Raw genomic sequence first — 21,708 nt, 5'->3', positions numbered from 1 at the left:
CAGTCATTGCTTCCACAATGTCTCATTCCCATGCAGCAACTTTTCAACCGCTTCGTATTGGTCTTTTTTCAGTGAAAGAGTGTCATAACCACGACGGTAGTTCAGCGAATGAATATCAGTTCCGGCAAAATCATAATATCCTTTTTTCAGTAACGACAGGGATGTCTTATGAGGTAACGTACCATAAAATCCGGCTAACGAAAACAGGTTCAACTGGAATTTACAGCCATGTTCCTTCAGCTTCATCAGCCCGCTTATATCCCAGAAAGGATACCGTTCCGGATGTGCCATCACCGGGATAAACCCATTCAACTGAATAGCATACAACTTTTCAAACAAATCACCCGGAGCCTGCAGGCAAGAGACTTCCACAAGGACATGTTCTCCGTCATACGACAACAGCCCCTCCTCCATCCGCTCATAAAAACATTCATCCAGCATATACTCGGCCGCCAGACGCATATCTACACTTATGCCTTCACAACTTTCTCTGAAAGTCCCGAAATGTTCTTTCAAAGTTACAGCCCTGTTTTTCGCCAGATCAGCCATAATGTGGGGAGTCAGAAACATACGTTTCACACCGAGTTCCTGCAGAAAAGCAAGCATTTCCCTACTATCTTCCAAAGAGGAAAACCCATCATCCACTCCCGGCAACAAATGAGAATGAACATCCGTCATACCGGGCCATATATCTTTTTTCTGAGAAAAAAACGAGGAAAATAATGCACACATAAATTTCTATTTTATTTAAGACGATTTACCCGTGCCACATCATCCATCTTCACACAAACAGTTGCACCCAGCTGTTCGAGGTAAAGCAGCAAATGATTCTTCTTTATCTTCTTGACCTTGCCGGAAACATGTTTCATGGCTCCCGCCAATATTTCCACTTCCTCTCCCGGACAAAGAGCATGTTCGGCAGCTTGGTCTAGAAACTCCTGAATGGCATCTATCTCTTTCTGACGGACTATAGCCGGTTTCTTATTATAAAAAACAATACGGATAACGCCGTATACACGAAGCAGGTCGCGCAATACATCATCCGGACAACGGACAAAAATATAGGAAGTGAATAAAGGAACTTCGACGATTTTTACGCGGTCGGACCAGACACGTGGCGTTCGATGCAAAGGTAAAAAACATTCAACCCCAAGGGCTTCAATGCGTTCTTTTACCTGTTTTTCTGCCCGGGGGGCAGTGTATAGTACATTCCAATTGGTTGTATTTAAAGGAGGTGTCATTATCTTTTTTTGATTAAGGGCACAAATATAGGACTATTTTTCGTATAATTGCAAAACTGTTTGCGAACACATAATTTAAATACCATGAATAGAAGAAATTTTTTGCAAAAGTCCGCATTATCAGCTGCCGGACTTGGTCTTTCGCCGTTATTCGGCAGTGCACACGGAGCGATTTTCGGACAAACTGCTCCAAGCAACAAAGTGAAGGTAGCCCTGATAGGATGCCGTTCGATGGGATTCTCCAATCTGAGTAATTTCCTGAAGTATCCCGAAGTGGAGTGCGTAGCTCTCTGCGATATCGACGACGAATGGCTGAACAAACGAGCTGCCGATGTGGAAAAAAGTACCGGGAAGAAGGTCCCCCACCTCTACAAGGACTGGCGTAAGGTGATCGACAATAAGGATATAGATGCAGTCATTATCGGAACTCCCGACCATTGGCATTGCCTGCCGACCATCTATGCCTGCCAGGCAGGGAAAGACGTTTATGTGGAAAAACCGCTTTCCAACACGATCGAAGAATGCAACCTGATGGAAAAGGCGGCCCGCAAATACAACCGGGTGGTCCAGGTAGGACAATGGCAGCGCAGCGACCCGCACTGGGACGAAGCAGCTAATTTCCTGAAAGCCGGAAATATAGGGCGTATCCGCACGGTAAAAGTCTGGGCTTACCAGGATGGAAAACCGACCTTGCCGGTTGTTGCCGACAGCCCCGTTCCTGCCGGAGTGGATTACGACATGTGGCTGGGTCCGGCCCCGAAACGTCCGTTCAACATCTACCGTTTCCATTACAATTTCCGTTTCTTCTGGGACTATGCCGGAGGACTGATGTCCGACTGGGGTGTTCACCTGTTGGATTATGCTTTGGAAGGCATGAACGCCGACCTGCCCAGCCGCGTTTGCTCCGGAGGCGGTAAGTTCGCTTATCCCGACGATGCAATGGAAACACCCGATACATTGATGGCTACTTATGCCTACAAAGATTTCAATATCATCTGGGATCATGCCTGCGGAATCAACCACGGCCCGTTCGATAAGAAAGAAGGACTGGCATTCTTCGGCGAAAACGGTACATTGGTACTTACCCGTGCCGGCTGGGAAGTCCTTCCTGTCATTGCCGGAAAAGAAGCGCGTATGGAAGCTGTACCGTTCAAAAAAGGGGAAGGGAAAGGATTGTATAATCATGTCGGGAACTTCCTGAGTTGCATCAAGAGTCGGGAATTGCCTCATGCCGACATTGCCATCGGCGCACGGGTAGCCAAGATGTCGCACCTGGCGAATATATCCTGCCGCCTGCAACGCGAAGTACGATGGGATGACACCAACAGCGTGTTTATCGGTGATAATGAAGCGACTGCCTTATCGAAGGCCTATTACCGGGCACCCTGGGAATTGCCGAAATTGTAAGAAACAAAATATAATTAGCATGAAAACGTTGAACATCATTTGAAAATCAATTATTATATGTACATTTGTTCCTTATACACGAACATATAAACTTGATATACCTAAATGAGCAGCGTATATGCTAATTATTCGAGAGAAGACCTGATCCGCGAAATCGAGAGATTAGAAGCAAAAGGCTCCTCCGTTACTGATGAAAAAGCATATAGAAATCGTATTCTGAACAATGCAATAGCATTGAGGAAAACCTTCTCGGATGTTTTGTCATTATTAATGAAGTCCGGACAAAAAGATGTCATTGACCAGTCACTCCTGATCGTCTTGAAATTTTTTGATGTAGACAGAGTATATATCGGAAATTACGAAGATGATAAACCAACTTTCGACTTCACGCATGAAGTAACCGGACAAGGTGTTATTTCCATGCGTGAAGATCTGTTGGTAGGCATGCCCAAGAAAGATTTTCCCTGGTGGATAAAAACGATCAACGACAGGAAAGATATTGTCATCGACGACGTTACCCGGATGCCGGAAGAGGCTATCGCCGAACAGAAGATATTAATGCTCCAGGAAGTGAAATCATTGCTTGTGATCCCTATCTTCTTCGAAGGGGACATCAATGGTTTTATCGGACTGGATTCAGTAAAAAAACGACGTAACTGGAGTGCGTTGGATGTAGAGAACCTGCGGATGCTTACCGATATCATATCTATCGCTATCGAGCGCGAGATGGCGCAAGGAATGATGGAACACTCCATGAAACAAGTGTTGAGAAGTGAAGCCAAGTTCCAGATCATTTTCGACAAACTCCCATGGGGGGTCGAACTGTATGATGAAAAAGGTATTCTACTGGATATCAATAATGCCGACCTGGAAATATTCGGGACTACACGTGAAGAGGCGATCGGATTGAATGCCTTTGAAAATCCCAATATCCCGGATTGGGCCAACGTAAAGCTTAAAAACGGGGAAGACGTTGAGTTCCTTTTGAAATATAACTTCAAAAAAGTAGCGGAAAAAGGATATTATTCCAGCACCGTAACCGACCAGATCAAACATTTAAGGGTGAAAGGTGTCGTTTTGAAAGATACGCAGGGACAACAACTCGGTTTCTTCTATATCGTTTTTGACGATACCGAAAGTTACCATAAGACCGAAGAAATACAATATAACCTGACCAAACTGAAAGCGGCCGTCGATACCGGCGAATCGGTTATCTGGGAATATGATATCGCAACAGATAGTCTGTCGGTGGATTTCAGCCTGAATGACGACGTGGAAAACAGCCTCTTTCTGACTTACCTGAAACAGGACAGATTCGGCTGTATGGCTGACTTTATAGAGACTTTGCATCCGGATGACCAGTACAAAGTTTACAACCGTCAGTTTAAACGTCTCCTCACCGGAGAGATCGATAAATATGTGTCGGTATACCGCAGGATATTCGACGGTAAAGTGTACTGGCTTAACTCAAATGTCCGTGCTTACAGATATACCGAAGACGGGAAGCCCAGCAAGATAATCAGCTATACATCCAATATTACAGATCAACGCGAGATAGAGCTGGAACTGCTGAAAGTGAAGGAAGCAGACAAATTGAAGTCGGCTTTCCTGGCAAACATGAGCCATGAAATACGCACTCCGTTGAATGCGATCGTCGGCTTCTCCGACCTGGTAGCGGAGGCGGACGACCCGGAGGAACAGGCTACTTACCTGGATATTATCCATAAAAACAATGATCTGCTGCTGAACCTGATCGGGGATATTCTGGACTTTTCAAAAATAGAGTCTGGTATGCTGAAATACAATATCGAAGATGTCAGCATCAGGGATCTGTGTACGGAGGTCTACATGGGAGGCACATTGAAAGTAAAACCTGGGGTAAAACTTCTCTATGACAGAAATTCACCCCAGGTTATTGTCCGGACAGACCCGCAACGAATTACACAGGTAGTTACGAACTTCCTCAACAATGCAATCAAATTTACTGAGGAAGGCAGTATCACTATTTATTACGAGACGGCAGAGGATACACTGAAAGTCAGTGTCAAAGATACCGGGATCGGTATTTCGGAAGAGAACAGGCCGCGTGTATTCGAACGTTTCATCAAGATCAACGATTTCCATCAGGGCACAGGCCTCGGATTGACGATCAGCAAAACGATCATCGAATATCTGGGAGGTACTATCGGGGTGGATTCGGTGAAAGGTGAAGGTTCTACTTTCTGGTTTACACTGCCTCTACATTATAAAGGGATCAACGCATAACAGGTTAAGCAGATCACTTTAGGCTCCAGGGAAAGCCGATTCGTTCAAGCTGTTCCTTACGTTCGGGAGAAAGCTCGCCTTTCTTCCGGCTTCTTCGTTGTACAAAACACCAACTGCCCAGTTTGTTTTCACGGGCAGTTGGCCAACGTTTATTATCCGCATAAAAACGTTTAAGCATCTCATAATTCTCCTGCCATTTTTCATCTACTGTCCAGATAAAACCTTCCGCATCCATTTGGGCGATACGAACCGCAGACAGCAATCCCTGTTTACGGGCTTTGCGTTGCGTATTACACCACGCCCCCAAACGCCCTTCCCTGCTTTTGGGCCAGCGTTCATATTTCTTGTAGTAAGCAAGCACCTGCTGCCAGTTCTCCGTCCAGAGTGAATCAAGATCCTGCTCCCACCTGAAACCGATCGAATCGAGCAACTGGGTTCTTTCGTCCGACAAAAGTCCTTTTTTCCATGCCTGCCGTTGCGTGTTGCACCAGGTATTCAGATTGTGTTCGCCACGTTTGGGACAACGGTGTTCCGATGCCATAAATGCTTTCAGTTCTTCAAAGCAATTCATCCAACGGCTGTCCTGCACTTCCCACTCAAAACCGATCCGGTCCAGATGTGAGATATAATTGTCTGACAGCGTCCCTTTCTTCCGGGCAATCCGTTGTGTGTTGCACCAGTTACCCAGCTTCCCTTCAGCTACCAGCGGCCAACGGCCTTCCTGCTCCTTATATTCGACCAGCCGTTCATACATCACCGGCCAGGCATCCAGCTCCGACAGCATATCATCCACCCGGGCACGGATATCGGAAAGGAATCCGGTCACCTGAAACTCCACAAAGCCTTTAAAACTCTTCGGGGCACGGATGGCCGGATGATAGGCCAGTTCCCTCGACATGGCCTCATAAACCGAACGCCCGGAAAGGTTATTCACAAAATCGAGTACCACCGGATGACGGTCCGACCCGGCTTTCAGACAACGGCCCAGCTGCTGCAAGGCAACCACATACGATTCTGTCCGGCGCAGGAACATGGCGGCATCCACCCCTTCCACATGCAGTCCTTCGATCAGCATATTGATGGAAAAAAGGACATGTAGTTTTCCTGTTTCCCGGCGGAAACCCCGTAGTGTCTTTTCATTCTCCCGGCTACTCAATCCGTTATGGATCTCGAAGGTCTCCGTTTCAAATCCGGCCTGTCCGAGCCAACGGGATACTTCCGGGATCATATTCCGAAGATCCTCCTTATCTTTACAAAAGACCAGCATCTTCTTTACCTCTTTCGGCAGATACCGCCGGATCAGTTCCGATGCACTCAACGATCCGCGAAAATCCAACCGGGCAAAATCTATCTTATCCTGAATACGTTTCCGTCTTTCAGAAGTACAGTCACTCCCGTTCAATATCCGTTGCACCTTATCCAGCTGGTTGTTCAGGTCGAACACACTCTGTACCAGGACAGGGACAGGAAGTATCTTATAATACCAGGCCATCGAGAGGGATAGCTCATGGAACAGGTTACCTTTAAAATAGACCTCCACGGTGTCGAGCATCTCTTCGGGACGTATCGGAGTAGCCGACATTCCCAGTACACGGGCATCGGGATTAAGATCGATCACCTCCTGTACGGCTTTTCCCCATACTTCCGCCCCGAAATGATGAAACTCGTCGATAATGATATGATCCGCCTTGAGTTTTCCGGCATTCTCCCGATTCAGGACCAGTGCCTGAAAAGTCCGGTAGGTAACCTGTGGTATCGTTCTGCCGATTGCTTTTTTGATCTCGTCGATGATCGTCACGTTGGGAGCTACAACCAATATATCGTCTGCCGCGTGATTCACGATATACCTGGCAATCAGGTAAGATTTTCCCGTTCCGGTTGCCTGTACGACAGCTCCGATACGGTTCGTTTTAAATCCTTCTTCAATTGCCCGGTAAGCAGCTTCATTATGTGAAAACAGTTCGACATGCTTTCCACCGGCAAGGCTTTCCAAATAGCTTTCATCCGATACTGTCAGTCCGTGCAGCTCAAAAGAAAGAGCTTCCGGCAAATACCCTCCATGAGCCAGGATACGGAACTGGTTACAGCCGCACATTTCCCCTACCTGTTGCATTTCAGTATACAACCGGTCCACTTCCGTCAAACCGACAGGCTCCTTATTCCATATTTCTTTCACAATGAAAGTAACGGAATCTTCCCTGAACCCAACCAGCAAACAGCCGGACTCTTCAGTTACAAAATAATTATAAGAATGGTAAAGATCGCGAAGGGACATAAAAATGTGAAACATTTTTTAGTTGACAGTTGACAAGTGACAGTTAGGCTTCGCACTCGAGCATAGAAAGATTTGAGCCAATGTAGCAATATGTCCATGTGCCAATTTAGAAAGAAGTGAGTTATTCAGCTATAAACCATCAGTCATCAATAGGGCTGGTATAGTTACAGGTCCATTTGCCGTCGGTTTTAACCGACGGATTAGTAAATGCTCTATCTATTTGGACTTTAGTCCCATTTAAACAGTTTCAGAAAAATGTGGCTGAAGCCAATAAGGAGAAGCAACTTGTAAACCGTCAGTTAAAACTGACGGCAAATGAACCTGTAAGGGCGGTTCGCGAACCGCCCCTACCAACGACACTACATTCAATTCTGATAAGAACTGTCAACTGTCACTTGTCAACTGTCAACTTTAAAGAGGTCTTTGATGAATAAATATCCTACTGCACCGAATATGGCTAAGAATACAAAGCCGATCAATATCAACGGTTTCTTTGGGGATGATGCTTTCAGTGGGACAGTGGCAGGCTGTATGACGGTATAAACCGGTGTCTGCTCCTGGACACGGAGTTTATCCTGTTCCAGCTTCTGGGCTAATGTGTTGTAAACATTGAAGGTCAGTGTCATTTCATTCTTCAGTCGTTCCTGTTCTGTCCGGTAACTGGCGGAAATGATATTTTTATTGGCATCTTCAAAAGCCGCATATGCACGTTGTGCTTTATAGTAAGATTCGCGTGCCTCACCGAATACCTTCTCTGTAAACTCCAAATCCTGTTTGGCTTTCTGCGTACGGTAACTGGTGATATAGTTCTGAAGGTTATTCAAAACGACCTGCGTAACGTTAGCAGATATCAAAGGATCCTGCATCTGAACGGATACGGTTATAACCAACGTTTTTTTATCAACGGACACCGATATACGTTCCTGCAAATCCTCAATGACATCCGATTGCTCTTGAGTCAACAGAAAAGAGGATAACTCATTACTATCTTTTTCTTTCTCTTTGGAGAACATGTCTTTCACTACACCCAGCAGTTTGAACGGAGCCCGCAAAACAGAACTCCACCATGCACTTTTCTGATGTTCATCCATATATTCGTAAAAAGAAGTAGAAAGTGTCGCATCCTCATCCGTCACCTGTACCGGAAACAATTCCAGCAAAAAAGGAACACTGCCGACCACATCCGGATACAAATCCGGAGAGATGGCATCCGCTCCGGAAGATGTATTCAAATTGATCCCAGCCATCGCAGCCAATCCTCCCAGGTTTCCCATCTTCTTGGATGGGTCGGAAGTTTCGGGGGCCAGTTTTACAGTCGTACTATATTCTTTTGGAATACTGAAAGCCACCACCAAACCGACAACAACTGCTATACCGCCACATTTCAAAAGAAACCGGCGTTCACCCCATAACCGTTTTGCCAACTCTACCAAATCGATCTCCTGAGCATCGTTTTCTACATCAGGAACATTATTTTGAACCATAGACATCTTTCTAATTGATAATTGAAAATTGAAAATTACTTGAGAGTATTTATAATGGATGTTACCATTGCAGCCATTGAAGTCGTTGAACTGGCAATACTCAATACTTCCGCCAGGCTTGTCTTCCGATCGCGTTGTGTCTTGGTCGGGACAACGATCTCACAACCCGGCTCTACCTTCGGATAACGTTTGAAGAAGATAAAACACCTTTTGGTTGTCGCCACCTTCCCGTTCATATAGATCACGATCGGATATTTACGGGCAATATCATTATATCCTCCTGCCTGAGACAGGCATTTCCCTACTGACATACCCTTTGTATAAGTGACACTGTTCGGGTAAGTGACAGCACCGTTTATCTTAACCGTACTTTGTAACTGCGGGATATAAAGTGCATCCCCATCACGAAGCACAACGTCATGGGCACTTCCCGGACTAGCCAAGGCCTTTTCCAGATCGATACCGACTGAATAGTCTTTAATATTTTCCAGAGACAAGGCAACCGAGTCACGGCTTTGTTTATTGGAACTCAATTGTAGCAAGGTTTCAAGGCGGCGCATTTCATCCTCTGTCAACCGCCGTTTCAAGCTCGCTCCTTTTACATAAGCATCCGGAGTTATCCCTCCGGCTTTAGCAATGATATCACTCAGACGGGAGTTCTTTTCCGCCAACACATAATCGCCGGAGAAAGTGATTTCACCATCGACCTTTACCACCTGTTGTTCCTGATATCCCGGAGAGAAACGCACATAAACTTCATCAAACGGCTCCAACGTAAAAATTGTATCACTCTTCTTTCCATCTATAGATATCAACCCCAGATTGTCGTTCAATTCAAAATTGAAGACCTCGGCCGTACGGTTCGTATTCTCGTGAGTCTTCGCATCTTTTATCCGGCGGGCAACTTCCACATTAACAGTTGCAGCCGATTCCTTCAACCCTCCTGCCATCATAATAGCATCTTCCACCGTCAGATTATTCCGGTAAGGAAGAACCGTGTCCGTATAATTGACAGCTCCGCTCACTTTGATCGTATAAGGTTCGCGAAGGTCAAACAGAGAGGGGATATTCAGTTGGTCTTCGGGCTTGAGTTCCATATCCGGAGAGGTTTCATTGAGGATACTGCGGATATCGACGGCTATAACAGTCGTTGTGAAATCCGGATTCAACCGGATAATCTGGGCACGGCCGGTAAACTCATCTCCTTTCAGACCGGCTGCCTGGTCGATCAATTCTTTTACTGTATGCACGTTCGCATTTAATTCGTATTCTCCCGGACGCCAGACTGCACCTGTCACTATCAGGCGATTTTCATAGAAAGGAATCACGGAATCCACCAACAAAGAATCGCCGTCCATCATCGTAAAAGTGGGATATTTATCCGCTGTAACAGTGGCGATCTGGTAACGGCTACCCGCCTTACGCTTTACACGGACATCTTTCGTATAGGCATCTCCTGTGAAACCGCCTGCCATATTCAATAGCCGGGACAACGTTTCCCCCTTCTTCAACTCAAAAATACGGTTACGCTTCACCTTCCCCCGCACGACCGCCAACTGATCGTAAGGGGAAACGATCACCATATCGTTCTCTTCCAGGCGGATATTCGTATCGTATTTGCCATTAAGCAGATAATCATACACATCCAGACAGGCAACTTCCTTACTATTCCGGTATACTTTGATTCCGCGAAGCGAACCGATCTCATTCACCCCTCCGGCAGCATACAACGCATTGAATAAGGTCGCAAAAGATGGAAGCGTATAGGTTCCCGGAGCAACCACCTCTCCCACTATGTTCACTTTGATGCTGCGTATCTGGCCCAGACTGACCGATACAAACGTATTGGCCCCGTCTGTATCTCCGGACAAGGTCGACATAATCCGTCCCAACTCCTGGCGGATACGGTTCTCGGCTGCACCGATCGTCAATCCGCTGATAGAGACAGGTCCCAGGTTAGGGATCAGGATCGTCCCTTCGGGGGAAATCTTCAGTTTCAGGTTCAACTCGGAATCGCCCCATACATTGATCAGCAACTCATCTCCGGCAGACAGAATATACCCTTTGGGAGTCGGTACATTCAAATCCGGTTCGAAAGACAGGTTCTTGTTCGAAAATATTTCACGCCCGAACACCGTTCCGCTTAAATCTCCTGCCGGACGATTGGCTTCCCGCTGGATCTCCAAAGGAGGTATTTCCTTACCTTCCGGAGCCATAACCGTACGATCGGTAACCACAGCATCCGATGCCGTACGGCTACTCTGTTCAGCACCAGACTGCCCCATCCGTTTATTTATCTCCTGACGGATCTGATCGTCCGTCATACCCGAGGCTTTCGCCTTGTCTATCAACTCCTGGGGTACCTGTGCCGCCAATGGTACAGCCAGCCACACCAATCCCCCTAATAATACATTTCTGATTACGGTATTCATATTGTTATTTGTTTTTGTTGTTTTCAAAACTTTCTGAACTCCAACCGGGCATAATCCGATTGCAAAACCAACTGTTTAGAGGTTAATTCTTTTACTCCGAAACGTTGTTCCGTTCCGTTCATGCCGAAAGGCAATAGATTTTCAATTTTACTGATGGGCATTTCGACGAACAATGAATCCCCGGTATATTCCATATTTCCTGTCTGACTTGTCACACCGACTTGCATCAGATTGATCGTATGCAATGCCACACTATAATATGCCCGTTCCGGTGTTTCTTCCTCTCCGGAAGCATATTCTATCTTCATGATCTGCCAACGGCCATCCAGATCCCCATTGACCGGCATTTTACCACAAGCTCCGACTATCAACATCAGCAATATTGCTATCATATATCTTTTCATCGTATCCATCCTGTTTTTCTGATTGTTAGCATTCCTCCGGCACTTTTCCCCAACATCGCACCCCGGTCCATACCCAACGACGCTGTAAAGCTCCAGCCTTTCAGTTGATGCGGTGTATATTGTAATTCAATCAACGCATTCCCGTTCTTTTTGATCTCATAAAAAGGCATACTATATGTTCCCCAGTTACGAGTAACCGACAGAAGAATACGATACTGTAAGTCGCTAACCGGATTCCCCATCACCCCGAAATGATGTCCCTGCATACGTGAACTTTTAAAACTGATATCACCGTCAGTATTATAGACAGGAGACATCACCAAAGGATTTCCGATACCCATTCCCCAATGTTGCCAACCGGTATAAATACCATGATTATAATAATTATCCGCCCCACTTACCTGCTCTGGTATCTCCGGCGTATGGTCCCAATAAACAGGCCCCGTCTGATCTTTTGTCGACAGATATTCATACACAAAACGACTAATGACGGGATTTTTGGGAAATGTTATCTCTATCCCTGCCAGGCAGTCCTTCCAGCCATACTCACCGAACATCTGCGAGTGGTCTTCAAAATAATGCTCATAATAAGGACGAACCGTCCAATCCTGCGGAGCGTACCAGGTGAGTGAAAAATTCCAGCTTCCCAAATGATTCCCGTAAATGTTGGTTTGCTCTCCCATCGGAGTTTCACTACTTCCTCCGCTCGGAATAAATACTTTAAAGAAATCCTTTATCCCATTCGGCATATCTATCTTTTCATTCCCAATAAACGCATTCCCTCCGAACTGTGCAGCCATCTCCAGTCCTCCTTCAAAAATCAACGGAAACTTCTCCCGGTTACCTACCTTCACATACAAATCTTTTGAATGATAGAGCACATGTTCCGTATATTTATTTCCCGGAGCTACAAAATTCTTCTGCCAACCATCATCCGTAAACATGCCATAAGCAATATGCCCTTTGAAGGCCAGCCACCCTTTTGTCCCCGGTACAACGGTATATTCCGGAATACCGATACGCACTTGCGGAATCGGTCGGGCATTCCCCGAAAACGTCAATCCCCCGCTACTTAAAAGCGGATTATTAAATTCACTATACCGTTCTTTGCTGCCGATACTCAGTCCCAGACAGCGATATTTCAAATCGGCATATAATTGCTGGACAATGAATGTCGACGTAAAATGATAAGCCACAGCCAGGTCTGCCCCGAAAGCATACGAAAAGCGTTTATCCTCTTCCATCTCCCGGAAAATCCCGGCACGCAGATAACCGTTATTCTTTTCGATAGATGAAAGTCCTTGTTTATTAGCTGCCAGCCAGAAAGGTGTATGTTTCCCTCCGCTAAAACTGATCCCGGTCTCTGCCCGGTAACTCAGCCCTTTGGTAAACTGAGCATACGTATTCCAGGGAAGCAGTAAAATACCTCCCCCAATAATTAGTTTAGATATAAATTTCATTTCCTTTCGATTTAAAAAGATTTGAGCTTATTCGAGCATAAACCATCAGTCATAAATAAGACATGCTTAGTTACAGGTTCATTTGCCGTCTGCTTCAGCTGACGGTTTACAAGTTGTTTCTCTTTTTGGCTTTAGCCACATTTCTTTTAATATAGAGAGTGTGTTTAAAATGGGACTAAAGTCCAAAGAGATAGATCATTTACTAATCCGTCAGCTGAAGCAGACGGCAAATGAACCTGTAATGGCAAAGTCACATTGATAAGGGGATAGCTCAACTCTGATAAATACTGAATCTATTGCTATCTCTATTAGCATATTGGCCAATGAACCTGTTAAGGTCTCCCCAGTATCTCGACAATACATTCTACCTGTTTCGGAGTCATGATCCGTTGCTGCCTGTTCCATCCGGCGGTATTCAGAAGAGAGACCAGTACCTTGTTTGCCAATACCCATGCCTTCAATCGGCGGGATGCTGCGGCAGGTGTGAGCGTCGGACTGTACAGAATCCCCAGTTCCAGCCAACTGAAACTACGGTTTTTCCATTTTTCCTCCTCTTCATCCTCCGGTAACGGATGCTTTTTTTCCCGATCCTCTTTCATAGCCACCTCCAGTCTGATGTAGCAGGCCAATTATCCCTGAGCGACAATCCTGTCCGGTAGGCAAGCATCTTTGTCAAACCATCGAGCAACACTTCCCTTTCTCCGGCAGTACGCTTCTGCAACAACCGTTGGACCTGCCCGCTTATCCGGTTGAATAAAGCAAACTCTTCCGACGATAACAATTGCCTCCGTACCCCGCGGATAAAAGAGACGAAAGCCTCTTTGCCCCGACTCCTGAACAGCGAATCAGGATCTTCCCCGTCAGGCAAATGTCCTCTGACAGCCCAAAGACCTTCCCTGCGAAGAATTGCCACGGCTTCAGCCGAAGCCTTCTCGCCCGGTCCGTCCCCGTCCAGCAAGACTGTCACCTGCGAAGTATATTTCTTCAGCAATGCGACATGCCCGTCACACACAGCCGTCCCGCACAAAGCAACCGTATTCCTGAAACCTGCGGCATGCATGGCTATGGCATCTTTATACCCTTCCACCACAAAAACAAACCCCTCCTGCCCGATCGCCTCTTTCGCCAGGTTCAGGGCATACAAGTTCTCACTTTTCCGGTAACCTTCCTCCACTGAGGTATTGATGTATTTCGGATCGCCGGGCTTCCCTCCGGATTGTTTCCGGGCTGCAAAAGCAATCAACCGTCCCATCTCATCACGGATCGGAAAAACGATGCGGTTCCGCATCTTATACCATTCTTTCGGAACCAGCCCCGGCGAAATGCCCACCTCAAAATCCAGATAAGCAGGTGTCAATTCCGAATTACCACAAGCGTAAGGCAGAAGGGAGGAAAAAAACTGCACGTTTTTTTCAGGTGACAGTGGACAAGTGACAGGTGACAGTTGCTTCGCATCACTATTTATTTTCTTCTTTCTTCCACCTGTAACCGTATCTGTCATCTGTCCACTGTCAATTGTCAACTTTCTCGCAGCTTCCGCAAAACTGCATTTCTCCGCTTTCTGTACAAAAGCAATCACATCCCCATGTTCTCCACAGGCATAACAGGTGAAAGTCTGCTTCTGCGGATCGACGGTCAACGACGGATGATGGTCAGCGTGGAACGGACAAAGTCCGATAAACAACTTCCCCCGGCGTGACAGTTTGACGTAACGTCCGACCACCTCTTCCAGGCGAACCGACCGTTTTATCTGATCGATATTATATTGTGCCATTTCGTTCCGGGTATTAATAATCCGTTATTTTCGTAAAGGAAGCATTATAACGGAAACGGGCAATACCGGTTGCCCCGTTCCTGTTTTTCACAATATAGAGTTTGCCTACTCCTTTGAGGTCATCCCCTGTACGTTCGTCCTTGACGATCCCGTAACGTTCCGGGCGGTAGACAAAAAATACACAATCGGCCACCTGTTCGATAGTGCCGGAATCACGCAGGTCGCTCATCACCGGAATATGCGCCTTGTCGGCACGCTGATCGCTGGCACGGTTCACCTGCGAAACGACAAGGACCGGACAATCGGCATCCAATGCCAGCTGCTTCAATGCCGTGATGTTGCGTCCTACCACCTGCTCCTGCGTTTCATTTTTCTGGCGGATACTTCCCAGAAGATGCAAATAATCGAGGATCATGAAATCACACTCTCCCTTCTTGCTTTTCAATATTACTTTCGAACGGATATCCGCCAAGGTATTACAAGCCTTATAATCGATATACAAAGGCAGATGCTCCAGGTCTTTGCCCGCTTTTTTCAATTTTTCCAGATCGCGAGCCGTCAGTCCCGAGATACGCAGATGATCCGGATCGACATCCGTCATACCCGCCAGGATACGGTTCAGCATTTGCAGGTTCGACATCTCCAGACTGAAAAGGCAGACATACTTTCCGGCACGTGCCGCCTGGACGGCAATATGCAGTGCTACAGCCGTCTTTCCATCGCTCGAATGACCGGCCAACACCGACAGTTCGCCTTTATGAAAACCACCGGTGACGTAATCGAACTCACCCAACCCGCTCCGTATACGGTTCCGGTCGTACGCCCCGTCCAGCCGCTCCCGGTGCCACGCCACCGCTTCAGCAGCCAACACACCCACCGGACGTATCGGTTCGCTTCCGGCCACTTCCGTCTGCAGTTTCAGCAGCGAATCCTCCGCTTCCGAAATAATGGCTCCCGGATCGGCATCGAAAGTACTGCTCTTAAAATTCAGCATAGCAAACAACTGTGCCAGGCAGCGCAAAGTATATTGGCGCTTGATCTCTCCGGCATAATGCAACACATTACCTCCGTGGCGCACATTCAGCATCGTAGTAAGCAGGAACGACACCCCGTCCAGTTCCTTCCAACGGGCCTCATCCATCCGCCGCATCTCCGTTTCGACCGATATCATATCCGGTTGCACACCCTGTTCGTACAAATTCATTATCGCCTGGAAAACAAAACCTGCCGCGGCATCCGAAAACATTTCCCTACGCAATAAGGATGATACCAGACCCGGTGCCTCCACACTGGTCAGCAGGCAGCACACCAATGTGTTCTCCACCTCCGCCAAAGTCAAATCTTTCTGTTCATCGACAGCCTCTTTCATGCTTCGCCTCCTTTTCCTTTCGGCGTGAATTGTTTGCTGCGTCCTCCCATAGTCTGTTCAGCGGCAGCCATTGCCTGAGCCGCTGAAATATCATTTCCGTTGTCTACCGTATTTTCTGTCAGATACCCCGAGAAAAAATCATAATTGCAGACCTTGATCCGGGTGCCTCCGGCTATTGCTTCGTACTCGATCAGGCAGTCATCCGACAATGCTTTCAGATAATGCCCGACCGATCCGAAACTGACATCGGTACGGTCAGCCAGTTCACGATAGTTACCCAGATACTCACCACGGTGGCATGTATAAAAATATTTACCCAGCTTCACCATACCATCCTTGAAATAACACATAGAAACCAAGGCCATGAAAATTCTTGCATACAGGCGGTCTTTCTTTTGTAGGCTGAAAGACATGAGAAGCACTTTGCGAGGCATTTTCACAAAAGAATTTCCCAGGCTTTCCAATTTGCGTTCTACCCTTTCCTTCATCTCATTCATAATCCATTCAATTTAGGTTACTAATTATACGCTGAGTTATACGGATCTTATACGCCGAAACTGTTGAATTTTAAAAGCCTGATATAAATCCTCAAACACACTTTATACGAATGGGCCGGTCTCTCTTTAAATATAGATAGAAGTATCTTTTATATAGAATTTATAATTAGCGACTTCTCAACATTTTTTGATATCAGAACCGTTCTCTTGCGCTCTGATACAAACTTAGTCATTACCACTCGCCTTGAAAAATATATCTTGAGGGTATCTCTCAATTATAAATCCTTCGATTACAGTTGTTTAAATAATATATCTGTCACTTCAATTTTTCTTATGTTTCCTTTTCGTCTCTCTAACCGCTTCACAAATGTCAAAATACACATCATCCGCATCGCTCAGATGGTTGCAAATGGTATTTATTTCCTTACCGGTACGAAAAACCAGATCGATATGATCGGCCACATGTTCATACGTCCCGTCCAGTATTCCGCAACGAAGCATAGCCGATATATAAGCGATAAATAAATCCGGCTCATTCACCACAATACGTTCGATCAGCAAACGGCAGGCATCGATTTCGCAATATTCCAGAATATCATCCCGATGGTGTTTATTAAAACGTTTCCTCAACACCTCCCAGGTCGCATATTGCTTTATAGCCGGTTCTCCCAGGAGCCACGCCAACAACATCACATAGCGTCCTTTATCCGGTAGCTTTTCAAGCCAATTTGACAAGGATTCCAAGGACAAATGATTTCCTGTTATTGCCCTGATTGTTTTTTTAAAACGTCCATTAAATTATTCACTATACGATTTATTTTATTTGTATTCATAATTCTCTGATTTTAAATCGTAATCTTGGTTTTATTCTTGTGAAATACCCTATTCTTCATTCCTCAAAACATATATGTTTCGTTCGCAAACCATATATGTTTTGCCGTTAAAACACCTATGTTTCAACAGTGTTTTTCATTCCTTTTTCTTTCAAAAATAACTGTCTTTATCCGCCATTAACCATCGCTATCTGCTCCTATCCAGTAGGCACTTTTCGGCTGTATTTATCTTTGTAATGTTATCGATAACCAACTAACCGCCAGAATGCCGGAAAAGTTTTTTCATTGGCACATTGGCATATTATCCACATTAAATAATTATTTCCCATGCCATTAAAATTCAGACTTGTCAAAAGAAGGGACATGAGTAAGGGTGCGGCCGAAGGAGCCGAACTTTACTATGCACAAACGAGCATCACCAAAAAGGTCGATCTGAACCGTATTTGCAGCCGTATCAGCAAATACAGTACGGCAAGCCGCGGTGATATCCTGCTGGTACTCGACGGCCTCTTGTCCGTCATGAATGAATCGTTGGGTGACGGTGAATCGGTGCACCTGGGCGATTTCGGTAGTTTCCGTATGGTTGCCGGCAGCAAAGGTTCTTCTACGGAAAAGGATTTCAATACTTCTCTGTTCCACCGGGCACATATCGTTTTCTATCCGGGTACAATGCTGACGGACACAATCCGCAATGCCAGTTTCGAAAAATACATCATCCCCGGCACGGAAAACAAACCGGAAGAAGGTGGCGGTAGCGACCGTCCGGAAATCGAGTAATAATTATTCAGTATGATAAAACAGGAATACATCAAACAGTACCTTTTCCCCGCCCGAAAGGCGGGGGAATGTTTCGGAATCAATCCGGTGGTTATCCTTGCCCAGTCGGCCATCGAAACCGGTTGGGGAGAAAGTACCCTGGCAAAGGAACATAACAATTTCTTCGGCATCACCGCCTATGGACGTCCCAATGCTTTCTGGAAAGGCACAAAGACCGATCTTTCTGAAAACAGCGGCCATACTTCTTTATGGTTCCGCACCTACGAATCGAGGGAAGACAGTTTCATGGACTTCGCCCGTCTGATCCACACCGCTTATCCGGTAGCAGCCTCACTAAGCACCCGTCCTTCAGCTTATGCCAAAGAGATCGCTTACAGCAAATACATCAGCGAAGTGAACGGTGACAACCGCGCGGCTTACCAGAGGTTGTTGGTGTCGATCTGCGGGTCGATCGAAAAGAACGGTTTGGTCAACAACGACTTTCATGACAAATTATAATTATCGATGAAAGTCTTTATGAATTCGTTCAAGGATCAATCGTCTGGATTCTTCTAAATACATTCCAGTCTTCAACGCTTCCTCCAAAGGCATAATAGGATATGTTTCTGAAGAATTGCTCCGTTGATATGTTATCTCCGGCTCCTTAACCGAAGATGTTTCATCTTGAATTGGGTATTCATTCAATTTTTTCATAAAACAATACTTTTTATTTGGTTATCTGATAAAGATACGATAATTCCATTGATCTATAATCATTAATTTTCAACTTTTAATTTCAAATTCACATGAATGTCCTTGAAACCATTCTCAACTTCCTCACCAGCCTTGCCCGGATCATCTTTCCCCGCAAGCAAAAGCCGACAGCCGGTGACTGTCCTTGTCCCCATCCCTACCCTCGTCCTCTTCCTGATGGCGATCACCCTGCTGTCTCTTCTGATGGAGCAGACGGAAGTGACGCTGACAGCGATCGGAGCGATACTCTCGCTCTCAACCAGGGCGACCGGGGAACCAAACAACGTGTCGAACCCATAGACATCGCCGGTTACAGTCTGATGGCTGCGGGACTAATCGGTGGTCTGTACAAATTATTTACTGCATGAGCTACAAAGAAAATTATCAACGTATGATCTGTTGTAACAAAGCAACCGGATATGCTATCTATCATTGCCTGTTGCTGGCCTACGACCGGCATTGCCGGGAAACAGCTCTATCGGGCATCACCGACCGTGATATTACCGCTATCAGTGAAATACTCCTGGTCAGCGAACGTTGGATCCGGCATGTGATCCGCAAGTATCATCTGTTCTATCTCATCCTCGATGAGTATTTTCCGGAGCCGGGATGGGAAGAGATGGAAAAAGTAATTTGATTGTGAAAAGCCTGTTGCTTCCTTAGATTTAGGGGCGACAGGTTTTTCTGTATGAGTTAATCCAAAACTGTCCAATGACCTGATTTTGCACTTCCTTCTCGTATAATTTTTCCTTTTTGTTTCAAAATGCGGATATTTTCAAAAACTTTTCTTTGAGAGATACCAATTACACTAGCCATATCGCTTGTTGAAATTGAAGGCTTTTGACGCATTAACAAGATGATTTTTGATTGATTTTCACTTAAATCATCTATGACCTTATCTATGACCTTATCTATGACCTTATCTATGACCTTATTATCACTTATCCTTTCAAAAGTCTTTGAATATACCGTTACATTCAATCCGCCTGAAATCTGTTCGAATTCCGGTAATGGCAATCCTGCTTCTTTAAACAGTGTGATAACCCTACGAATTCCCGAACCATATTTCTCTATCAAACCCAAATCTTTACAGAAATCAGCAACCATTTTATTACGTGGTGTCGATTTATAACGATTATTCATTAAATCATCGACCGTAATATCATCAGGAAGCATACCTGGATTGAAAAATTCAATTTTATTATCGTACACTTTCACGATCGAATCCGAAGCTGAACGATAATCACGATGAATGATCATGTTCAAAACAATTTCTCTTATTGCTTCAAGGGGATATTGCCAACGTTCGGTATTATAAGCACTGCCGGTAATAATTATTTCTTTGTTAATATGCTTTCGTACAAAATCCAAAACCTCATTGATTTGGGTTAGTACATCCGACTTCGAACGGGCAGAATCTTTAATAATAATATCCGTTTGAAAACGCCCCAACTCTACTGTTGAGATAATATTATCATCTTTATGAAAGAGTAAAAAAGCTGCATTTGTTATTTTATCCTCTCTTAGCATATTATATTTCAACAAAAAGGACAAAGGATCTTCAGTAATACTACGACCTTTGTTTTCTAAAAAATTAATAGCTTTCTGAACCTTCTCCAGCGATATATCATCAATTGTATGTAACGTATCGACATAGGTATCCCAGCTGGAATTGATTGTTTGCAAATATAAATTTACTACTTCACCGACTGTCAATTGATGATTGGAATTATTAACCCGTTTATAATACCGGCCTTGAACTGCCACAGGTTTAATCGGATATTCCTGAATCTGAAAAGCTACAATTTGTTTATCTTCAACATCTATTACATTGACATCGGGTATTAATACCGGAGCAGTCTTACTCTTAATCTCATTTACGAAATTTTGAACACTTTCTTTAGCAAGTTGTATCCCCAGGAGTTTACCACTATCATCAACGCCCACGTATACAGTCCCTCCACCTGCATTTGCAAATGCAACCAAAGACTCAATGACTCCTGTATTGAACGAGGCTTTAAATTCTGTATTCTGATCTTCTATGGCTGAGATGTTGTGCATACTTTTTTTACAAACTTACACAAAAAACAAATATAGACTATCTTTATCCTCAAAATAATCATGTTATGACAGCGCATAATCCCTCATAACAAAGCAACCAAGATATTATAATCTTCTCTGCTTCTTCATTCGTCACAAATTCTCCTCGTTCGAAAGCTGCTTCTGCTTTATCCAAAATCACAGTACCTCTACCGAACAACTCCGCGGACATTTTTTCATCTCTAATGTTCCCTAATGAAGCAACATCTAAAGTCTGTTATTTCTACTCTATCGTGGAGATGACAGACTTAACATTGCTTCCACCACCCTGCAAATGTCATCATCGGTCAGTGTAGGTCCGGAAGGCAGACAAAGTCCTTTATCAAACAATCTCTCCGATGCCCCGTCACCATAAAAAGGTGATTGCTTAAATACCGGTTGCAGATGCATCGGTTTCCACAAAGGGCGTGTTTCTATATTTTCTTCTGCCAGATGTAACCGGATATCTTCACGGCTAAAGCCTGCCTTTTCCGAATCTACCAGAATACAGGTCAGCCAGAAGTTCGAATCGAAATCCTCCGACAGATTTTGCTGAACCGTAATTCCCGGAACATCTTTCAATAAATCCGTATACAACTGATGTATTGCCCTACGCCGTGCTATATGTTCATCCAGTACGAACATCTGTCCTCTACCGATCCCGGCACAAATATTACTC

At 45.2% G+C, this 21,708-nt stretch carries 21 protein-coding genes; 6 read left to right on the top strand and 15 right to left on the bottom strand.

The genetic code is table 11. From position 1 onward, the window contains the following. Positions 1–3 precede the first annotated feature (3 nt). Together IEY67_RS02755 and IEY67_RS02750 are read right to left on the bottom strand one after the other, a co-directional pair. Positions 4–732 (bottom strand): tyrosine-protein phosphatase, encoded by a 729-nt coding sequence (locus IEY67_RS02755; protein ID WP_122352500.1) that lies wholly within the window; start codon positions 730–732, stop codon positions 4–6. An 11-nt stretch (positions 733–743) separates the two neighbouring features. Further along, positions 744–1,241 (bottom strand): UpxY family transcription antiterminator, encoded by a 498-nt coding sequence (locus tag IEY67_RS02750; protein WP_122352498.1) that lies wholly within the window; start codon positions 1,239–1,241, stop codon positions 744–746. Between the two features lie 84 nt (positions 1,242–1,325). On the opposite strand from IEY67_RS02750, the gene IEY67_RS02745 reads away from it, so the two are divergent. Both IEY67_RS02745 and IEY67_RS02740 read left to right on the top strand, forming a co-directional pair. Next, positions 1,326–2,648, top strand: a complete 1,323-nt coding sequence (locus tag IEY67_RS02745; RefSeq protein WP_122352497.1) for a Gfo/Idh/MocA family protein — start codon at positions 1,326–1,328, stop codon at positions 2,646–2,648. A gap of 105 nt (positions 2,649–2,753) precedes the next feature. Next, the gene (locus IEY67_RS02740; protein ID WP_122352496.1) at positions 2,754–4,913 is read left to right on the top strand and encodes a sensor histidine kinase; all 2,160 of its coding nucleotides are present in this window, start codon (positions 2,754–2,756) and stop codon (positions 4,911–4,913) included. A 13-nt stretch (positions 4,914–4,926) separates the two neighbouring features. On the opposite strand, the gene IEY67_RS02735 is transcribed toward IEY67_RS02740, so the two are convergent. The 10 genes from IEY67_RS02735 to IEY67_RS02690 all read right to left on the bottom strand — a co-directional run bounded on the left by IEY67_RS02735 (position 4,927) and on the right by IEY67_RS02690 (position 17,352). Next, positions 4,927–7,188 (bottom strand): Helicase associated domain protein, encoded by a 2,262-nt coding sequence (locus IEY67_RS02735; RefSeq protein WP_183669586.1) that lies wholly within the window; start codon positions 7,186–7,188, stop codon positions 4,927–4,929. A gap of 398 nt (positions 7,189–7,586) precedes the next feature. Beyond that, positions 7,587–8,672 carry a GNVR domain-containing protein gene (locus IEY67_RS02730; protein WP_122352494.1) on the bottom strand — a complete coding sequence of 362 codons (1,086 nt, stop codon included), beginning with the start codon at positions 8,670–8,672 and terminating at the stop codon, positions 7,587–7,589. Positions 8,673–8,707: 35 nt separating this feature from the next. Then, positions 8,708–11,104, bottom strand: a complete 2,397-nt coding sequence (locus IEY67_RS02725) for an SLBB domain-containing protein (RefSeq protein WP_183669584.1) — start codon at positions 11,102–11,104, stop codon at positions 8,708–8,710. A gap of 23 nt (positions 11,105–11,127) precedes the next feature. Next, complete coding sequence (locus IEY67_RS02720) at positions 11,128–11,517, bottom strand: lipocalin-like domain-containing protein (RefSeq protein ID WP_183669582.1); 390 nt, start codon at positions 11,515–11,517, stop codon at positions 11,128–11,130. Next, on the bottom strand, positions 11,505–12,968 hold the full coding sequence (locus IEY67_RS02715) for a capsule assembly Wzi family protein (RefSeq protein ID WP_183669580.1): 1,464 nt from the start codon (positions 12,966–12,968) through the stop codon (positions 11,505–11,507). Before IEY67_RS02715 ends, IEY67_RS02720 begins: the two co-directional genes overlap by 13 nt. Positions 12,969–13,300: 332 nt before the next feature. Beyond that, positions 13,301–13,567, bottom strand: coding sequence for a DUF4248 domain-containing protein (locus tag IEY67_RS02710; protein ID WP_122352490.1), 267 nt, complete (start codon positions 13,565–13,567; stop codon positions 13,301–13,303). Beyond that, on the bottom strand, positions 13,564–14,742 hold the full coding sequence (locus IEY67_RS02705) for a DNA primase (protein ID WP_183669578.1): 1,179 nt from the start codon (positions 14,740–14,742) through the stop codon (positions 13,564–13,566). The genes IEY67_RS02710 and IEY67_RS02705 overlap by 4 nt, the downstream gene beginning before the upstream one ends. A gap of 13 nt (positions 14,743–14,755) precedes the next feature. Beyond that, complete coding sequence (locus tag IEY67_RS02700; RefSeq protein ID WP_183669576.1) at positions 14,756–16,111, bottom strand: replicative DNA helicase; 1,356 nt, start codon at positions 16,109–16,111, stop codon at positions 14,756–14,758. Next, entirely contained in the window at positions 16,108–16,608 is a 501-nt protein-coding gene (locus IEY67_RS02695; RefSeq protein ID WP_183669574.1) for a hypothetical protein, read from the bottom strand. Before IEY67_RS02695 ends, IEY67_RS02700 begins: the two co-directional genes overlap by 4 nt. A gap of 321 nt (positions 16,609–16,929) precedes the next feature. Beyond that, on the bottom strand, positions 16,930–17,352 hold the full coding sequence (locus IEY67_RS02690; protein ID WP_122352486.1) for a hypothetical protein: 423 nt from the start codon (positions 17,350–17,352) through the stop codon (positions 16,930–16,932). 416 nt (positions 17,353–17,768) lie between these two features. On the opposite strand from IEY67_RS02690, the gene IEY67_RS02685 reads away from it, so the two are divergent. Next, positions 17,769–18,218, top strand: coding sequence for an HU family DNA-binding protein (locus IEY67_RS02685; RefSeq protein ID WP_183669572.1), 450 nt, complete (start codon positions 17,769–17,771; stop codon positions 18,216–18,218). Between the two features lie 12 nt (positions 18,219–18,230). After that, complete coding sequence (locus IEY67_RS02680; protein ID WP_183669570.1) at positions 18,231–18,716, top strand: glucosaminidase domain-containing protein; 486 nt, start codon at positions 18,231–18,233, stop codon at positions 18,714–18,716. On the opposite strand, the gene IEY67_RS02675 is transcribed toward IEY67_RS02680, so the two are convergent. Continuing rightward, a complete protein-coding gene (locus IEY67_RS02675) occupies positions 18,717–18,911 on the bottom strand; it encodes a hypothetical protein (protein ID WP_183669568.1) in 195 nt (64 codons plus the stop codon). It abuts the gene before it with no gap. A 92-nt stretch (positions 18,912–19,003) separates the two neighbouring features. On the opposite strand from IEY67_RS02675, the gene IEY67_RS02670 reads away from it, so the two are divergent. Further along, entirely contained in the window at positions 19,004–19,318 is a 315-nt protein-coding gene (locus tag IEY67_RS02670) for a hypothetical protein (RefSeq protein WP_183669566.1), read from the top strand. After that, positions 19,315–19,587 carry a hypothetical protein gene (locus tag IEY67_RS02665; RefSeq protein ID WP_183669563.1) on the top strand — a complete coding sequence of 91 codons (273 nt, stop codon included), beginning with the start codon at positions 19,315–19,317 and terminating at the stop codon, positions 19,585–19,587. Before IEY67_RS02670 ends, IEY67_RS02665 begins: the two co-directional genes overlap by 4 nt. 56 nt (positions 19,588–19,643) lie before the next feature. Here the strand turns inward: IEY67_RS02665 and IEY67_RS02660 are convergent, their stop codons facing one another. Together IEY67_RS02660 and IEY67_RS02655 are read right to left on the bottom strand one after the other, a co-directional pair. Beyond that, the gene (locus tag IEY67_RS02660; protein ID WP_183669561.1) at positions 19,644–21,011 is read right to left on the bottom strand and encodes an RNA-binding domain-containing protein; all 1,368 of its coding nucleotides are present in this window, start codon (positions 21,009–21,011) and stop codon (positions 19,644–19,646) included. Positions 21,012–21,278: 267 nt separating this feature from the next. Next, positions 21,279–21,708: DegT/DnrJ/EryC1/StrS family aminotransferase (locus IEY67_RS02655; protein WP_189086818.1), on the bottom strand; the 430-nt coding region annotated here is incomplete at its 5' end.

The organism is Parabacteroides faecis (genome assembly GCF_014647375.1).
Lineage (GTDB): Bacteria > Bacteroidota > Bacteroidia > Bacteroidales > Tannerellaceae > Parabacteroides > Parabacteroides faecis.
The sequence above is the reverse complement of the archived record's forward strand: the minus strand, read 5'-3'. Positions and strand labels throughout refer to the sequence as shown.

What these genes read in the sequence shown, in the direction of transcription:
- IEY67_RS02730 (WP_122352494.1), bottom strand. Translation starts at nt 8,672, where the DNA reads ATGGTTCAAAATAATGTTCCTGATGTAGAAAACGATGCTCAGGAGATC.
- IEY67_RS02740 (WP_122352496.1), top strand. Translation starts at nt 2,754, where the DNA reads ATGAGCAGCGTATATGCTAATTATTCGAGAGAAGACCTGATCCGCGAA.
- IEY67_RS02685 (WP_183669572.1), top strand. Translation starts at nt 17,769, where the DNA reads ATGCCATTAAAATTCAGACTTGTCAAAAGAAGGGACATGAGTAAGGGT.
- IEY67_RS02665 (WP_183669563.1), top strand. Translation starts at nt 19,315, where the DNA reads ATGAGCTACAAAGAAAATTATCAACGTATGATCTGTTGTAACAAAGCA.
- IEY67_RS02700 (WP_183669576.1), bottom strand. Translation starts at nt 16,111, where the DNA reads ATGAAAGAGGCTGTCGATGAACAGAAAGATTTGACTTTGGCGGAGGTG.
- IEY67_RS02725 (WP_183669584.1), bottom strand. Translation starts at nt 11,104, where the DNA reads ATGAATACCGTAATCAGAAATGTATTATTAGGGGGATTGGTGTGGCTG.
- IEY67_RS02735 (WP_183669586.1), bottom strand. Translation starts at nt 7,188, where the DNA reads ATGTCCCTTCGCGATCTTTACCATTCTTATAATTATTTTGTAACTGAA.
- IEY67_RS02670 (WP_183669566.1), top strand. Translation starts at nt 19,004, where the DNA reads ATGAATGTCCTTGAAACCATTCTCAACTTCCTCACCAGCCTTGCCCGG.
- IEY67_RS02750 (WP_122352498.1), bottom strand. Translation starts at nt 1,241, where the DNA reads ATGACACCTCCTTTAAATACAACCAATTGGAATGTACTATACACTGCC.
- IEY67_RS02675 (WP_183669568.1), bottom strand. Translation starts at nt 18,911, where the DNA reads ATGAAAAAATTGAATGAATACCCAATTCAAGATGAAACATCTTCGGTT.
- IEY67_RS02755 (WP_122352500.1), bottom strand. Translation starts at nt 732, where the DNA reads ATGTGTGCATTATTTTCCTCGTTTTTTTCTCAGAAAAAAGATATATGG.
- IEY67_RS02715 (WP_183669580.1), bottom strand. Translation starts at nt 12,968, where the DNA reads ATGAAATTTATATCTAAACTAATTATTGGGGGAGGTATTTTACTGCTT.
- IEY67_RS02745 (WP_122352497.1), top strand. Translation starts at nt 1,326, where the DNA reads ATGAATAGAAGAAATTTTTTGCAAAAGTCCGCATTATCAGCTGCCGGA.
- IEY67_RS02680 (WP_183669570.1), top strand. Translation starts at nt 18,231, where the DNA reads ATGATAAAACAGGAATACATCAAACAGTACCTTTTCCCCGCCCGAAAG.
- IEY67_RS02695 (WP_183669574.1), bottom strand. Translation starts at nt 16,608, where the DNA reads ATGAATGAGATGAAGGAAAGGGTAGAACGCAAATTGGAAAGCCTGGGA.
- IEY67_RS02710 (WP_122352490.1), bottom strand. Translation starts at nt 13,567, where the DNA reads ATGAAAGAGGATCGGGAAAAAAAGCATCCGTTACCGGAGGATGAAGAG.
- IEY67_RS02720 (WP_183669582.1), bottom strand. Translation starts at nt 11,517, where the DNA reads ATGGATACGATGAAAAGATATATGATAGCAATATTGCTGATGTTGATA.
- IEY67_RS02705 (WP_183669578.1), bottom strand. Translation starts at nt 14,742, where the DNA reads ATGGCACAATATAATATCGATCAGATAAAACGGTCGGTTCGCCTGGAA.
- IEY67_RS02660 (WP_183669561.1), bottom strand. Translation starts at nt 21,011, where the DNA reads ATGCACAACATCTCAGCCATAGAAGATCAGAATACAGAATTTAAAGCC.